11 protein-coding genes are annotated in these 15,718 nt (G+C 53.0%); 9 read left to right on the top strand and 2 right to left on the bottom strand.

From position 1 onward, the window contains the following. Positions 1-447: 447 nt before the first annotated feature. A complete protein-coding gene (gene cobN / locus V7051_RS10820; protein WP_333874974.1) occupies positions 448-4,458 on the top strand; it encodes a cobaltochelatase subunit CobN in 4,011 nt (1,336 codons plus the stop codon). Here the strand turns inward: cobN and V7051_RS10815 are convergent. Together V7051_RS10815 and V7051_RS10810 are read right to left on the bottom strand one after the other, a co-directional pair. Continuing rightward, the gene (locus tag V7051_RS10815; RefSeq protein WP_333874973.1) at positions 4,433-4,849 is read right to left on the bottom strand and encodes a type II toxin-antitoxin system VapC family toxin; all 417 of its coding nucleotides are present in this window, start codon (positions 4,847-4,849) and stop codon (positions 4,433-4,435) included. The genes cobN and V7051_RS10815 overlap by 26 nt on opposite strands. After that, complete coding sequence (locus V7051_RS10810; protein WP_333874972.1) at positions 4,831-5,061, bottom strand: type II toxin-antitoxin system Phd/YefM family antitoxin; 231 nt, start codon at positions 5,059-5,061, stop codon at positions 4,831-4,833. Before V7051_RS10810 ends, V7051_RS10815 begins: the two co-directional genes overlap by 19 nt. A gap of 102 nt (positions 5,062-5,163) precedes the next feature. Between V7051_RS10810 and V7051_RS10805 the strand changes: the two genes are divergently transcribed. The 8 genes from V7051_RS10805 (at position 5,164) to V7051_RS10770 (ending at position 15,714) form a co-directional block, all read left to right on the top strand. Continuing rightward, complete coding sequence (locus V7051_RS10805) at positions 5,164-5,712, top strand: MotA/TolQ/ExbB proton channel family protein (protein WP_333874971.1); 549 nt, start codon at positions 5,164-5,166, stop codon at positions 5,710-5,712. After that, positions 5,709-6,020, top strand: a complete 312-nt coding sequence (locus V7051_RS10800; protein ID WP_333874970.1) for a DUF2149 domain-containing protein — start codon at positions 5,709-5,711, stop codon at positions 6,018-6,020. Before V7051_RS10805 ends, V7051_RS10800 begins: the two co-directional genes overlap by 4 nt. A gap of 178 nt (positions 6,021-6,198) precedes the next feature. After that, positions 6,199-6,729 carry a flavodoxin gene (locus V7051_RS10795; protein WP_333874969.1) on the top strand — a complete coding sequence of 177 codons (531 nt, stop codon included), beginning with the start codon at positions 6,199-6,201 and terminating at the stop codon, positions 6,727-6,729. Positions 6,730-6,879: 150 nt separating this feature from the next. Further along, positions 6,880-9,072, top strand: a complete 2,193-nt coding sequence (locus V7051_RS10790; RefSeq protein ID WP_333874968.1) for a TonB-dependent siderophore receptor — start codon at positions 6,880-6,882, stop codon at positions 9,070-9,072. A gap of 76 nt (positions 9,073-9,148) precedes the next feature. Next, a complete protein-coding gene (locus V7051_RS10785; protein WP_333874967.1) occupies positions 9,149-10,756 on the top strand; it encodes a pyridoxal phosphate-dependent decarboxylase family protein in 1,608 nt (535 codons plus the stop codon). Beyond that, a complete protein-coding gene (locus tag V7051_RS10780) occupies positions 10,749-12,077 on the top strand; it encodes a lysine N(6)-hydroxylase/L-ornithine N(5)-oxygenase family protein (protein ID WP_333874966.1) in 1,329 nt (442 codons plus the stop codon). Before V7051_RS10785 ends, V7051_RS10780 begins: the two co-directional genes overlap by 8 nt. A 2-nt stretch (positions 12,078-12,079) precedes the next feature. After that, complete coding sequence (locus tag V7051_RS10775) at positions 12,080-13,264, top strand: MFS transporter (protein WP_333874965.1); 1,185 nt, start codon at positions 12,080-12,082, stop codon at positions 13,262-13,264. Positions 13,265-13,302: 38 nt separating this feature from the next. Then, on the top strand, positions 13,303-15,714 hold the full coding sequence (locus tag V7051_RS10770) for a GNAT family N-acetyltransferase (RefSeq protein ID WP_333874964.1): 2,412 nt from the start codon (positions 13,303-13,305) through the stop codon (positions 15,712-15,714). The last annotated feature ends 4 nt before the right edge of the window (positions 15,715-15,718 follow it).

Below are 15,718 nucleotides of genomic sequence, written 5' to 3'. Positions count from 1 at the left end.
GCTCTTTGTTGCCCGGCATTTTGGCTAAGGCATTTTTCACCACGAAGATACGAAGAACAGGAAGAAAAATATTTACTTACACCCGTTTCCAAACGACAACACAAGTCGTTGTGAAAGTATTTGGAAGTTCAAAGTGGCAATTAAACGTCATAACCTCGTAGGAGCGGGCCATGCCCGCGACTTGGAGGATGATTACACGCGTTGTAGCGACTTCATCGCGGGCATGGCCCGCTCCTACAACACTTAACTTAATGACAGAAGATTAATGATTTAAAAACAGTAATCGAGTAGGGCGCGCCGTGCGCGCCAAAGGGATAAAAAAAATTTTCAAGCATCAGGAAAAGCCCTTACGACGCGCCCTACAGCGACGAGAATTTTGTTCAGTAATTTATCCGCACATCCAGTTCAACTAACGGAGTAATAGAATACATGCACAAACAAAGATACTTGGCAACATTCAAACATTTAGCGTTTTTTGCCTTAGTTACGCTATGGTTTACGGTGTCGATCAGTCCTGAGATAGCATTGGCTCAGCAGGCGCCTGCTGCCAAACCTATTCTGTTCCTTGCCTCCGCACCAACGCAGCCGGGTAAATTTGAACACCTGAAAACTATTGCCGCACAGGAAGGCATACAGATTGAAGCACGCTTCCTGGATAAATTCACCGGACAGGAAAAACCCGGTGATTTCGACCGCTTCGGCCTTGTCGTTATCGATGCGCCCTATGGTCCAACCCAAGGCGTGGCCAAGGAACGCCTGGGTCCGTTGCTGCCGCAAATCAAATCGCCTTGGCTCTGGATGCAAAACGAGGCTCCTGAAGCAAAAGGCATCGACGCCATGCTGATGAAAACGCTGCACAGCTATTACAGCAACGGCGGGCGGGCTAACTTTGCCGAGTTTTTCTGCCAAGTGCATGCCCAGGTGTTTAAACACGCCACCCGCGCTTGCCTGCCGCCGCAAATCTTCCCGGACGCAGGCATTTATCATCCCGATTATACGGGACGGGTATTTCCCACGCTGGAGGACTATCTGCATTGGAAAAAGCCCAAGATCGGCCAGCCGGTCATCGCGATCCTGTTCCATCAAGCGCATTTCGCTTCCGAACTGACCGGCTTTCTCGACGACACCATTCGCCGACTCGAAGCGGCCGGCGCGGCTGCACTGCCGGTCTATGCGTCAATGATGACTAACGGAGACATCACCCGGCTTATCAGCCGCAACGGCAAAGCCGTTGCCGACGTCCTGATCAACAACCAGATCATGCTGAATGCGGAAGGCCGCCGCACCGAATTCGAGACGCTCGGCATCCCGGTCATCCAGGCGATGCCGTTCCGGCGCGGCGAACAGGCCGACTGGGAAAAAGACAACGCCGGTGTTAGCACCATGGATATCCCGTTTTACCTGGCCCAGCCGGAATATACCGGCATCACCGATCCGATCATCGCCGCCTACTCGCGCAAAGCGGACGGCGACATTGTGGCTATCGACTACCAGTTGCAGTCGGTCGTCAACAAGGCGGTGAATCTGGCCAAGCTCAGGCACTTGCCGAACGCCGAGAAAAAAATCGCCGTTTTTTTCTGGAATTATCCGCCCGGAGAAAAAAACCTCGGCGCGTCTTTCATGAATTTGCCGCACAGCATGGAAAACACGCTGCGCGCGATGAAACAGGCAGGCTATGCCACTCAAACCCCGGATCAGGCGCAACTCACCGAACAGCTGCAACGCCTGCTGGCTCCGTTGTACCGGGATGGGCAATTGCCGTCGCTGTTGCACGACGGCCTGGCCGCGCGCCTGCCGATGACCCGCTACCGGGCATGGTTTAATACCCTGCCCACACCGGTCAAAGAAGCCGTGACCACCCGTTTCGGCGCACCGGAAAAATCCGCCATGGCGATACAGGAAAACGGCGAATGGTTCTTCGTCATTCCGCGCCTGAATCTCGGCAACACCGTCATCCTGCCCCAACCGCCGCGCGGCGAGAAAAAAGACGACAAGGAAAAAGCGCTGTATCACTCCACTACCGCGCCGCTGAATCATTTTTATCTCGCCGCCTACTTGTGGGCGCGCGAGCTGCACGGCGCTCACGCGCTGGTGCATTTCGGCACCCACGGCAGCCAGGAATGGACGCCGGGCAAGGAGCGCGGACTGTCGATTTACGACTCCCCTTACCTGCTGCTGGGCGATACCCCCATCGTCTATCCGTACATCGTCGACGACATCGGCGAAGCGTTGCAAGCCAAGCGGCGGGGACGCGCCACGGTAATATCGCATGCCACGCCGCCGTTCGCACCGGCCGGACTGCATGGCGAAATCAATCGCCTCCACGATTTACTGCACACCTGGCTTAATATGACCGAAGGCGAAGTGCGCGACAAAACCCGCGACGAGATTATCCAGGTCGCCGCGCAAAACAAAATCGACCGCGACATGGCCTGGGAACCTTCTCGCATTCACGACAACTTTAAAGCCTTCGCCGACGCGCTGCATATCCAACTGCACGACCTCGCGCTGGCCAACCAGCCGCTGGGACTGGCTACCTTCGGGCTGCCTGCCGAAGCCGACCTGCGCTTGTTCACCGTCATGCAGATGCTCGGCAAACCTTTTATTGCCGCGTTGCAACCGAAAGATCCTGAAGAGATGATCGTCGGCGATTATAAAAAACTGCGCGACACACCGGTCTGGAAGCTGCTGGATAAACACGTCAGGCAAAACGAGCCTTACACCGGCGACGCCAAGGTCGGCGAGATGCTGGTCAAGGCTCGCGAATACTGGCTGAATCTTACGCAAACCAAGGAGATGGAGAACTTTCTCCAGGCCTTGCAAGGAAATTACATTGCCACCTCCTACGGCGGCGATCCGGTCAAAAATCCGGACGCGCTGCCCACCGGACGCAACCTCTACGGCTTCGATCCTTCACGCATTCCTACGCAGGCGGCTTGGGAAGCCGGACGTGCGGAAACCGAAAAACTGATCGCCCAATACCGCGAAAAACATGGCGAATATCCGAAGAAACTCGCCTTCAGCTTATGGTCGGTCGAGACCATGCGCCATTTCGGCGTACTGGAAGCGCAGGCCTTTGCCGCGCTCGGCTTCAAACCCAAGTGGGATGAAGGCGGCCGGGTTATCGGCATCGAAGCTATCCCGGCCGCCGAGCTGAAACGCCCGCGCGTGGACGTGGTGCTGTCCGCGACCGGCCTGTACCGCGACCATTTCCCCAACGTCATGCGCTGGCTGGCGACGGCTGCGGCGCAGGCCGCCGCATTGAACGAGCCGGATAATCCGGTGGCGGCGCATAGTCGCGGGATCGAAGCCGACCTGTTAAAACGCGGCGTCGAAGCCGGATTGGCGCGGCGTCTGGCCGACACACGCATTTTCTCCAACCAGTCGGGCAGCTACGGCACCGGCCTGGACGATGCGACGCTCGCCTCCGACACCTGGGGTACGGGCAAGAACGGCAAGGAAGACCGTGCGGCAGGCGACAAGAAACTCGCTGATCTTTATCTTAACCGGATGCAGTACGCCTACGGCCCGGACGAAAAAGAATGGGGCAGCCTGCCGCCGGATGCGGCAAAAGGCGTCAATCTTTATGCCGAGAACCTCAAAGGCGTGCAAGCGGCGCTGCTTTCGCGCAGTTCCAACCTTTACGGCATGCTGACCACCGACGACCCTTTCCAGTACTTGGGCGGTATCGGTCTTGCGGTGCGCAGTTTGAACGGTAAAAGTCCTGAGCTTTATATCGCCAACCTGCGCGATTCCGGCACCCCCAAGCTGGAAACGGCGGCGGGTTTTCTGGCCAAGGAACTCAAGACCCGCCAACTGCATCCCGGCTGGATAGCGGCAATGCAAAAGGAAGGCTACAGCGGTGCGATCGATATGCTGGATGCGGTGAATAATCTCTGGGGTTGGCAAGCCGTAGCGCCGGAAACCGTGCGCAACGATCAGTGGGACGAGATACGCGATGTCTATGTCAACGATAAATACCAACTGGGCATGAAGGAATGGTTCGAGAAAAACCATCCCCACGCCCAGGCGCAGATGATCGAACGCATGCTGGAAGCGGCGCGCAAGGGTTACTGGCAGACCGACGCGAAAAGCCTGACCGAGCTGGCGCAACGCTATCAGGAACTGGCGCAGCGTTTCGATGTCAGAACCGACAATAAAAAATTCAGCGAATACACTGAGGGTTTAATTAAACAGGCGGCGGAACAAGGCGTTGCGGGTTTCGGGCTAAGTGCTCTGCCGCCGCCGGCTCAGACTAAAGCCGAAGCTGCCCAGACAGCGCCCTCAGCTCCACCGACGCCTTCGAAAATGGTCACCGGACAACAGATGGTGAAGCAAACCCCGGCCGCCAACCCAAGCAAAAGCATTTACCTGAGTATCGGCCTGATCTTTCTCGCTATGGGGGCGGGCATCTGGCGGCAGCAGTATAGGTCTATTGGGCGGCATCATGGCGTTTAAGGCTATGTTGCCATTGCAGCAACTTTGCGTCGGCGGTGAGCAAAGTCGCGTTTTTGAGGATGGCGGTAGCCGCAATGAAGCGGTCCGCGGGATCTTTGTGCAGTCCTTCCAGAGCAACCGCAAATATGCCGATTTCACCGTCAATGGGATACTCAATCAAACCGGTGGCAAGAAGTTCGTCGCGCCATCGGCTGGGCGATTGCGGAAGCACCAGACGACCTGCACGGTGAAGCATTTCGCATTCCCAGAAACTGATAGCGCTCACCGCCAATTGCCAGGACTCCCATGCCGCTTGCGCGATGCTGCGCGCAGTTTTGCCCAAAGCCGCATTGTCCTGATCCATCCACACCAGTGCGTGAGTATCAAGCAAGATCACGAGTTGGCTTCCCATTCCACGTCAATCGGCGACATGATGTCGCCTTTGATTTCGACCATGCCTTTATGCAGGCCGAACGGCGATGACCGCGTTTCATCGACGTATGGGCGCAGTTCAGCGACAGGCTTGCCGTTCCTGGTGATCAGTATCGCCTCGCCGGTACGCTCGACCTCATCCATCAGCGCAAGGCAATTCGCTTTGAATTCAGATGCCTGGATAGTTTGCATAATCGTTTCTCCTGTTTATGACTGTCACCATAGTAATCAGGTTCATGCCGTAAAACAACGTATTTACCCGAGTAAAAATTTCAAACCACTTAAGGAATCCTTATGAGTAATATCATCGAAACCAACCTGTACAGCATCAGCCAATTGTTCCTGATTCCGGTCCTGCTGACCGTGATCGGCGTATTTTTTTACGCTTTCTACGCACTGGGAGCTTTCCTGTGGCAAACCGTGCAGCGGCATCGTGGCGATGCGCGCGGCTTTGAACTGCTCACCGCAAAACACAATGACCCGTCGCTGACGGTCATCGATTTGGAGACATTGGCGCTAAAACGCCTGGAAATTTCCCGCCTGATCAGCCGTGTCGCCCCTATGCTCGGCCTGGTCGCCACGATGATCCCGATGGGACCGGCGCTGAAAGGCTTGGCCGACGGACAATTGCAGGAAGTAAGCGCGAACCTGATGGTCGCTTTCTCCGCCGTCATCCTGTCCTTGATCGCCGCCAGCCTCACGTATTGGACGGTGAACGTGCGCCGCCGCTGGTACGCCACCGAGCTGGCCGAAGTGGAGCATGGCGTCAAGCAGCCGACCGCCGGGCACGATGCCGTTGCCCATGATCCTGCGGCTGTCCTGGCGGCAGGGAGCGCACAATGAGTCTGCGCCTGATGGACGATTTGGAATCCGACGATCCTATCCTGTCGGTGGTCAACATCATCGACGTGTTCCTGGTGATTATCGCTGCGTTGCTGCTGGCGGTAGCCAACAACCCGATGAACCCGTTTACCGCCGATAACGTCACCGTGATCAAAAACCCCGGCAAGCCGAACATGGAAATGATCGTCAAAGACGGCAAAAAAATCGAGCAGTACAAATCCAGCGGCAAAATCGGCCAGGGTGAAGGCGCCAAGGCCGGTGTGGCTTATCGCCTGAAGGACGGGACGATGGTCTATGTACCGGAGTAACGGAGGGGACGGTCAAATAATAATCGAGCAAAATCACAGCATGATAGCTACGCTAAGTGAAGCATTAGCTTAAAGCCGGTTGCACGCCGTTACACTGAAAACTTATACTCCCTAAGCCGGCGACCAATTCCGGCTTATTACAAATTTAAACCTGATTTAATTAACTGGAGACATCATCATGGCAAAAGTAGGCATTTTTTTTGGAACCGACACCGGCAATACCCGCAAGATCGCTAAACAAATCGCCACCCAATTAGGCGACGCGGCGGATAAGCCGGTGAATATCAGCAAGGCTTCCGTGGACGATTTGCTGGCCTACGACGTATTAATCGTGGGTTCGCCGACTTACGGCGACGGCGAATTGCCGGGCTTGAGCGCCGGGCACGACAACGAAAGTTGGGAAGAGTTTCTGCCGAAAATGATCGGCGCGGATTTCTCCGGCAAAACCGTGGCGCTCTTTGGTTTGGGCGATCAGGAAGGTTACCCGGACAATTTCGTCGATGCCTTGGGTTTTATTTACGACGCTTTCGATGAGGCCGGCGCGACCATCGTCGGCATGACCAGCAGTGCCGGCTATACCTTTAACAAGTCCAGAGCTTTGCAGGGCGACGAGTTCGTCGGACTGGCCTTGGACGAAGACAACCAAAAGGACTTGAGCGCAGACAGACTGAGCGACTGGCTGGAAACTATTAGTCCGGCTTGGAAATAATCGCGGGCACTGATCGAAGAAACCGCGGTCGGTACGAAGGGCGGCCGCGGCCAATAACACACTAAAGTCCACTCAACTAGAAACCCAGCCACCCAGCTTCTTTTGCCAGGCAGCCATCACTCAATTCATCAACTATGAGAGAGAAAGAGCATGCCGAAAAGCAATATGAGGTTAAAAAAAGCCAACACCATGACCGTCGCCAAATGGCGGCTGGTCGCGCTGTTACCATTGGGAGCCGCCTTGAGCAGTATGGCTTTAGCCGCCGATGCGGACACCAACAAGAAGACTGCCGACAAAAAAGAAGTAACGTTGCCGACTGTCGAGGTTAAAGAGAAAAAGTCCGACAACTCATCTTTGGGTTACAAGGTTGACAGTGCAAACACGGCAACCAAAACCGATACCCCGCTGATAGAAACGCCCCAATCGATCTCGGTGGTTACCAACGATCAAATGGAAGCGCAGAATGTCAGCAACATAGCCGAGGCATTGCGTTACACGCCGGGCGTACAAAGCGAAACGTTCGGTTTCGAACCGCGTATGACCCAGATAACCATGCGAGGATTCGACGCCACCTATACAGGGCTTTACCGTGACGGTTTGAAACTGGTCAATCCGGGAACTGCCGTCAGCTATAATCTTGAACCTTTCGGCGCCGAGCGCATAGAAGTACCTCGCGGCCCCGCGTCCGTGCTTTACGGGCAAGGCAGTGCCGGCGGCCTGGTCAATTATGTGTCCAAGCGGCCGACTTTCGATCCGTTCGGAACCATCAAATTTGAAGCCGGAAGTTACGATCGTCTGCAAGGCGAACTCGATGTCGGCGGCGCGATAGACAAACAAAAAACCGTGGCTTACCGCTTAACCGCACTGGGCCGCGACAGCGATACCCAAGTCGATTACGTCAAGGACAACCACATTTATGTTGCACCGGCACTGACCTGGAAGCCAAGCGACAAGACCACGGTAACCTTTTTAAGCCATTATCAGAAGGATGAAACCCAGCCTTCGCAACGCTTGCCCAAGGCGGGCACGTTAACGGGCAATCCTAACGGTAAAATACCGACCAACCGCTTTACCGGCGAGCCGGGCGTCGATCGCTATAACCGGGAAGAGTTTGCGCTGGGCTATCTGTTCGAGCACCGTTTCAACGACTTATTGACGCTACGTCAAAACACCCGTTACTACAACAACAAACTCGATGTGCGCAGCGTTTATACGGCCGGCTTGAAACCCGACCAGCGCACCATCAGCCGCTATTATTATGAAATCGACGGCAACGTAGACGGCTTTAATCTCGACAACCAGGCCCAGTTTAAATTCTCGATCGGCATACTGGCTCATACTTTGTTGGCTGGGCTCGATTTTCAGCACACCGATGCCACTAACGTACTGCCTTTCGGGGGTGCGCCGGATCTTGATATCTACAATCCGGTCTATGGAAAGACCGTTCCTGCCGCATCGCCCTATCAAAACGATGCAATGACCCAAGATCAAATCGGACTTTATCTGCAAGATCAAATCAAATTCAGCGAGAAATGGCGAGCCTCATTGGGTGGCCGCTTCGATATGGCGGACAGCGAAACCGCTGACCGGCTCGCCGGTACCCGCAGCAGCCAAAGCGACAGTGAACCGACCGGCCGCGCAGGTCTGGTGTATTTGGCCGATAACGGTTTGGCGCCCTATTTCAGTTATGCCCAATCCTTTCTTCCCGCATTGGGCACCGATGCCAATACCAGGCAAGCCTTTAAACCGGAAACCGGCGAACAATATGAGTTCGGCGTCAAATTTCAACCGAAAAACCAAAACAGTTTTATCACCCTGGCCTATTTCGACCTGACCCGGCAAAACTACCTGACCCTCGACTCCTTGACTTTCAATAACGTGCAAAAAGGCGAAGCCCATTCGCGCGGGGTTGAGCTGGAAGGCGTGGCCAGTTTCGATAACGGCTTAAACCTGACCGCGGGCTATTCCTATCTGGATGCGAAAGTGACCAAAAGCTCTTTTGCCGACGAAGTCGGCGAGCCGCTGGAATACGTGCCTAATCACAAAGCCACCTTATGGGCGGATTACACGGTGCCGTCCGGCGTCGCCAAAGGCTGGGGCATAGGCGGCGGCGCACGCTATATCGGCGCCTCGTTCGGCAACACCTATTACGCCCGGAACACCACCGAAATACCGGGTTACGTGCTGTTCGATTCCACTGTGCATTACACCTGGAAGCAGGTTCAGCTCGCCTTCAACATGCAGAACATGCTCGACAAAGAATATGTTGCGACCGCGTTCGGCGATTCTGCCACCTTTGGCGCAAGGCGCATGGTAACGGGCTCCATCAAATACAGCTTTTAAGCCAAGCGCTATACCGGTAAAGCCCGATTTACCGGTATAGCGCATCCTTCATCCCACTCTTGAACAGGATAAGCACATGAATAACGAAAACTTCATACTGAAAGCGGTAAAAACTTCAGCGGAAAAAAACCGGCAGCGTTCTCAAACTTCTGACTTTATCTTCAACGATAAAAACCTGACTCACTACAAAGAAAGCCTACTGACAGGCATTGAGCTGATACAAAAAAGCATGTCCGCGGCCGTCAAACCGTTTAGCGGTATTTTACCGCATGAACTGGCGGCTCAATTTAAAGCGATTGATTTGAATCAATCCTGCGACCGGCTTAGCGATGCGTTGGCTGAAATTGAACAACTCTACCTCAATCATGCGATTTATTTTCATCATCCCCAGTATGTCGCCCATCTTAATTGCCCGGTCGTGATACCCGCTATATTGGCCGAGCTGCTGCTGACTTCGATCAATTCTTCAGTAGACACTTGGGATCAAAGTGCTGGCGGCACCTTGATCGAACAGAAGCTGATCGATTGGACCACTGAAAGAATCGGCCTGGGTTCCCAAGCGGACGGTATTTTTACCAGCGGCGGCACGCAATCGAACCTGATGGCGATGCTGTTGGCGCGCGACAGTTTCTGTGCCAAAAAATGGCCGCATAACGACAACAAAACCCAGGGCTTGGCGCAAGATTTTCGTAAGTTACGCATTTTCAGCTCACAGATGAGCCATTTTAGTGTGCAAAAAGCGGCGGCAATACTGGGTTTGGGCTACGATTCGGTGATATCGGTACCCTGCGACCGTTATTTCAAAATGGATGTGCAAGCGTTGCAACAAGCCGTCGAACAATGCTTGGCAGAAGGCTTGATACCGATGGCCGTTGTCGCGACCGCAGGCACCACCGATTTCGGCAGTATCGACCCCTTGACTGAAATCGCCGAGCTTTGCCGTTTGCATCAATTGTGGCTGCATGTGGATGCCGCTTATGGTTGCGGTTTGCTGGTATCGCCCAAATTTCGCCATTTGCTGGCCGGTATTGAGTTAGCGGATTCGGTCACCGTCGATTATCACAAATCTTTTTTGCAGCCCGTCAGTTGCAGCGCGTTCCTGGTCAAAGACAAGCGGCATTTAGCCGTGGTCACCCACCATGCCGAATACTTGAACCCGCTCAGTCAAGTCAGTGAAGGCACGCCTAACCTGGTCAATAAAAGCCTGCAAACCACCAAACGCTTCGACGCACTGAAACTCTGGCTGACCTTACGGACGATGGGCGCCGACCAACTCGGCGCCGCGTTCGACCTGAATATTCATTTAGCCAAACAAACTTATTTGCTGCTGCTGTCGGAGCAAAACATCGAAACGATCCATCAGCCGCAGCTCAGTACGCTGGTGTTTCGCTTTCGTCCGTCGCGCCGGCATTCGGAGCAAGACATCGACAAGGTCAACGCCTATATCCGCAAAGCCCTGTTCCGATCCGGCGAAGCGGTGATAGCCGGCACCAAAGTGCAAGGCAAACAATACCTTAAATTCACCTTACTGAACCCGTTGACGACGATTCAAGACATGCAGGCCGTGCTCAAACTGATCAAATATCATGGACAGAACTACTTCAACTCATCCGACACAACCGTAACCCAACCGGCTTATCAGGCCGCCAATCAGGACTTTATCAAGGAGGCCTGCGATGCGTAAAACAACTTACGACCTGATCGGCATCGGTGTCGGCCCGTTTAATTTAAGCCTGGCTTGTCTGCTGCAACCTATCGAACAATTGAATTGCCTGTTTTTGGACAAAAGCGCGGGCTTTGACTGGCATTCGGGCATTTTGCTGCAAAACGCCCATTTGCAAACGCCGTTCCTGTCCGATTTGGTGACCTTGGCCGACCCGACCAGCCCGTTCAGTTTTTTAAACTATATCAAAGAGCAAGGCCGGATTTATTCGTTTTACATCCGGGAAAACTTCTTCCTGATGCGCAGCGAATACAATCAATACTGCCAATGGGCGGTCAATAAGCTGGGCGATACTATCGAGTTCAACACGCAAGTGGAGCAAGTCGATTACAGCGATAGCCCGGGCTGTTACGTCATTCAGTCGCGTTGTACGAAAACCGGACAAATCAAGGAATATCATGCCAAAAAACTGGTATTGGGTACCGGGACCGTACCTTATGCGCCCGGATGTTGCGAGCAAATAGCCGATCAATCGGTGCATTCATCGCAATATCTGCCGCATAAAAAAGCGCTGCAAAGCAAAAGCTCGATTACGGTGGTGGGCGGCGGACAAAGCGCGGCGGAAATTTTTTACGACCTGCTGCAAGACATCGATAGTTACGGCTACGAATTGAGCTGGATCACCCGCTCTCCCCGGTTCTTTCCTTTGGAATACAGCAAACTGACGCTGGAGATGACCTCGCCGGAATATGTGGATTATTTTTACCGGCTGCCCGCAGACAAAAGAGAGCGTTTAATCGCCGCTCAAAAAAATCTGTACAAAGGCATTAACGGGTCGTTGATTAACGATATTTACGACCTGATGTACGTCAAACGTTTAAGCCATGATATCCGGGTTAATTTGTTGACCAATTCGGAATTAAAGGCCGCCGCGTTCAATGCGCTTGATGGGCATTTTGAACTGGGACTGCTTCAGGACGAACAAGAAGTCGACTATCGCCATCGTTCCGAAGGCCTGGTGCTGGCAACGGGTTACCGCTATCAGTTGCCGGATTTTATGGAAGGTATTGCCTCCCGTGTTAATTGGGATCAGCAAGGCCGGTTCGCTGTCGACAGAAACTACAGTATCGACCATAGCGGCGGCGAAATCTTTGTACAGAATGTGGGGCTGCATACGCACGGTTTTGTTACGCCGGATTTGGGCATGGTCTGTTACCGCAATGCCTGCATTATCAAAACCGTCACCGGTAAAGAACATTACCCGATAGAGCAAAGCATTGCCTTTCAGCAGTTCTCGGCACCGGAAGAACGGATAGTCACATTCGGCTTGGAAGAGATTTGAGCATGGACAAGCATTTGAAATCTTTTCTGGTTGCGATGATTGCGGTTTCGGTGGTCAGCGACTCGATGTTGATTCCGTTTTATCCGCAATTCTTTGCCGCGGTATTTTCTGTCACCGATCCTCAACACATCGGCCTCTACCTGAGCGCAGTCTGTTTTACGGTCATGTTGGCATTTCCTGTTTGGGCGGCCGCGGCCAAGCAGGTGCCGGTGCTCAGGTTGCTGATTTATACGCAATTTGCCGCAGGCATCTTAAGCATCGGTTGTTACGGCGCGGGCTCAGTGTCGGAGTTTTGGTTGCTGTCTTTATTGATGCAAATCTTCAAAGCCAGCTATTTGCTGATTTACCCTTATGTCATGAGCCTTGAGCATAAGGATAAGCACGGCGGCACTATTGGGCTGCTGTCGGTCATTGCGCATTTAGTGGCGATACTCGGCGCCGGGATAGGCGGATTCGTGCTGCAACTGTTGGAACCGAGGCTGGCATTTTTGCTGATGTCCGCCGGTGATTTTTTGCAGATGTTCGTGTGTTTCTTCTTGCTGGGCAAAGACAAAGCGGCGGCTCCTGTTCAAACAGCGCATCCGCAAAACCGGCCCGAGCATAAGACAGCGGTTTTAACCGGGTGGCCGGTTTATAAACTGGGCTTGATTATGTTCCTGTTTTATTTCAGCGTTTATCTGGTGCGGCCTTTTTTTTCGCGCTATTGGGAATCGATATCGGCCTGGAACGGCGAGATTATTTCCGGCTTGGTATTCGCGATACCTGGCGTCATGGCATTGCTGGCCTTGTGCATCAATAAAAATATGGGCGGCAAGCAAAGGATTATTCGCGCGGCTTTATTAGGCGCGGCCGGGCTTTTGCTGCAAGCCTCCGGGCAGCAGGAATGGGTGCTGTTAGGCCGCTGTGTGTTCGGCTGGGCGCTGTTCCACGCCACCGTGCATTTGGATTTACTGTTATTTGCGATCAGTACGCCCGCGTCTTATGCCGCCGATTTCAGCAAGATCTATTTTTTTCAAAGTCTGGGAGCGCTGGTCGCATCATTTATCGCTGGTTCGATAGTGGCCGCTTACGGCCTGTCGACTCCCTTTATCGCCGGCGCCCTGGGCTTGGCATTAACCGCCTTGTTGTTCTCTTTGCTGTTTAAAGCAAAGATCAAATCAATGCATGCCGTTATCGAAGCATCCTGAACCGTCACCGCATGACCCTTAACAATGAGTAATAAAACATGAGCAATGAATCTTTCATCTTCAAAAAATATGTGCCGACGATAGGCACTTTCGGTTTACGCCCTTTGCAAATCCCGCAAGATATTGCGTTGATACATAATTGGGTCAACCGCGAATACGCAAGCTATTGGGGATTGCTGGGCTATTCCGTGGAACAGGTAGAAGCGGAATATCGCAAAATCTCCGAACAGGCGAGGGTTTATTTGGGCTTTTGCAATGATCAGCCGGCGTTTGTTCTCGAATGTTACGATCCCGAACATCATGAGCTTAGCCAACATTATGCACGGCAATCCGGCGACCGGGGCATGCATATCCTGATTGCGCCTGCCGAGCGTCCGATAACGAATTTCACCGGGTCGGTTTTTAGCGTGATCATGGCTTTCATGTTCAGCGATCCGAAGGTGCAACGGATAGTGGTCGAACCGGACATTAACAATGAAAAAATCCATATCCTGAACGAACGGGCCGGGTTTGAATATCAAAAAATAATCACATTGGCCCATAAAACCGCGCACTTGGCATTCTGCACCCGGGAACAATACCTGTCCGCACTGAACAATCAAGCAATAACCGCATCGTCGAAATCATCGCCCACACAAATTGTTGCGCATTTACAGCCCGATATATGGGCTACGGTGAATACCTTGCACCTGAGTAAGGCCATCAGTGAATTCGCGCACGAATTAATCATACAGCCCGAGCTTCAGTTCTCCGAAGACGATTGGGGATACTACCGGCTGAAAACCGACAAGCCGGGTATCGAGTATCGCTTTCGTGCGCAACTGTTAAGCCTGGAACACTGGTATATCGATAAACACTCCATTGAAAAATTCGTCGACGGCAATAAAGCGGCTCCTGATTCGTTAGCTTTTATTCTGGAAATCAGTGAAGCCTTGGGCATTGACGCGTCGATGCTGCCGACTTATATGGAAGAAATCGCCAGTACGCTTTACGGCAGCGCTTATAAACATGGCAAGAAAGGAGTTGATGTCGAGGAGCTTATCCATGCCGACTTTCAGACGATAGAAACGGCAATGATGGAAGGCCATCCCGCTTTCCTCGCCAATAACGGCCGTATCGGTTTCGATGCGGCCGACTATCGGGCCTACGCACCGGAAGCCGCCGCTCCGGTTAAGTTGATTTGGCTGGCGGCGCATAAAAGCAAAGCGGATTTTAGCTGTAGCGATGATTTGTCTTATGCCGAATTGCTGGAACAGGAACTGGGCGCGGCTAACCTTGAAAAATTTAACCAAACTCTGGAACGGCAAGGCTTGGATTCTGATGACTATTGGTTTATGCCGGTACATCCATGGCAATGGTATAACAAATTAGCCCTGATCTTTGCCCCCGACATTGCCGCGCGTCACTTGGTTTGCTTAGGAGAAAGCGAGGATGCGTATCTCGCCCAACAATCGATTCGCACTTTCTTTAATACCAGCCATCCGCACAAACGCTATGTAAAAACCGCGCTGTCGATACTCAACATGGGATTTATGCGCGGGCTCTCGCCTTATTATATGAGTACGACGCCGGCCATTAACGATTGCATTAACGGACTGATTGAACACGATCCGTATCTTGCCGAAAAAGGTTTCAGCATACTGCGCGAAGTCGCCGCTATCGGCTATCGCAATCATTATTTTGAAATGGCCACTGCCAAGGACAGTCCCTATAAAAAGATGCTGGCGGCGTTATGGCGGGAAAGCCCGGTGCCGCAATTAAAGCCGGGGCAACGCCTGATGACGATGGCCGCTTTGCTGCATACCGATGCCCAGGGAACGGCATTATTGCCCGAGTTGATCAAATCGTCCGGCATCACTACCACAGCCTGGTTGCAACATTATTTAAACGGCTACTTGAGTCCGCTGCTGCATTGTTTCTATGCCTACGACCTGGTCTTTATGCCGCACGGCGAAAACCTGATCCTGGTACTGGAGAACAATATTCCGGTACGCGCCATTATGAAAGACATCGCCGAGGAAGCCGCGATTATGAATACGGACATCGTGTTGTCCGAGAAAGTGCAGCGCCTTTCAGTATTCGTGCCGGAAGAGTTGAAGATATTGTCGATCTTCACGGACTGTTTCGATTTGATTTTTCGTTATATGTCCCACATTTTGCTTGAACATGCCGACTTCCCGGAACAGCGGTTTTGGCGTTTGGTTGCCGATTGCATACTGGACTATCAACGCACCCACCCCGAGTTGGCGGATAAATTCGAACGTCACGACCTTTTCGCACCGGAATTTATCCGCTCTTGCCTGAACCGCTTACAGCTTGGCAATAACCGGCAAATGCTGGACCTGGCCGATCCGTCTAAAAACCTGAAATTTGTCGGTACGTTAAAGAATCCGATCGCGGCCTTCAAAATTCAAACCGGCAGTGTTGAAACCGTAGAGGTCTGCCTATGACGGG

Origin of the sequence: Methylobacter sp. (genome assembly GCF_036845245.1) — a bacterium.
Lineage (GTDB): Bacteria > Pseudomonadota > Gammaproteobacteria > Methylococcales > Methylomonadaceae > Methylobacter_A.
Note: the sequence above shows the minus strand (reverse complement) of the source record. Positions and strands in the feature narration are given on the sequence as shown.